Source organism: Kitasatospora sp. LaBMicrA B282, from assembly GCF_050325825.1.
Classification (GTDB): domain Bacteria; phylum Actinomycetota; class Actinomycetes; order Streptomycetales; family Streptomycetaceae; genus Kitasatospora.
Genome location: NZ_JBNQTI010000394.1, coordinates 1 through 590, shown reverse-complemented (window position 1 = coordinate 590; position 590 = coordinate 1). Strand labels below are relative to the sequence as shown.

At 79.8% G+C, this 590-nt stretch carries 1 protein-coding gene; it reads right to left on the bottom strand.

Features of this window, described 5'->3' with window-relative positions:
* Positions 1 to 590, bottom strand: a 590-nt coding sequence (locus ACQRUO_RS39635; protein ID WP_428321028.1) for an AfsR/SARP family transcriptional regulator, incomplete at both ends; no start/stop codon positions are given.

The following is a 590-nucleotide window of genomic DNA, read 5'->3' as shown; positions in this document are numbered from 1 at the left end:
GCCGCGCCGCCCGGGCCCGCCCGGGCCGGCGGTGCCCGGACCCGGGCCGCCGCCGACGCCGCCCAGGGCCCGCGCGATCGCCCGGAGCTGGGTTGCCCGCCCGGTGAAGTCGGCCAGGTCACAGGGAAGTTGGGCGGGCCGGCAGATCGGGCTCGGCAGCCCCTCCCGGTCACCCGCGAGCGGACGGCCGACCGGCGCCGGCCCGCCGGGCGGGAGCAGGTCGAGCCCCGGGTCGGCGCGCAGGATCCGCCGCTGCAGCTCCGCCAACTCCCGTCCCGGCTCCAACCCCTGGCTGCTGATCAGCAACTGCCGGGTCTCGGCGTAGACGGCCAGCGCCTCGCCCTGCCGCCCGGCCCGGTAGAGCGCCAGCATCAGCAGCCCGCGCAGCCGCTCGCGGCGCGGCTGCGCGGCGGCCAGCAGGCCGAGTTCGGCCACCACCTCGTGGTGCCGCCCGAGCAGCAGGGCCAGTTCGAAGCGCTCCTCCAGCGCGGCCAGCCGCAGCTCGGCCAGCCGGCCGCGGTGCAGCGCGGCGAACGGCCCGGGAAGCCCGTCCAGCCCTGCGCCGCGCCAGAGCGCGAGCGCCTCGTCCA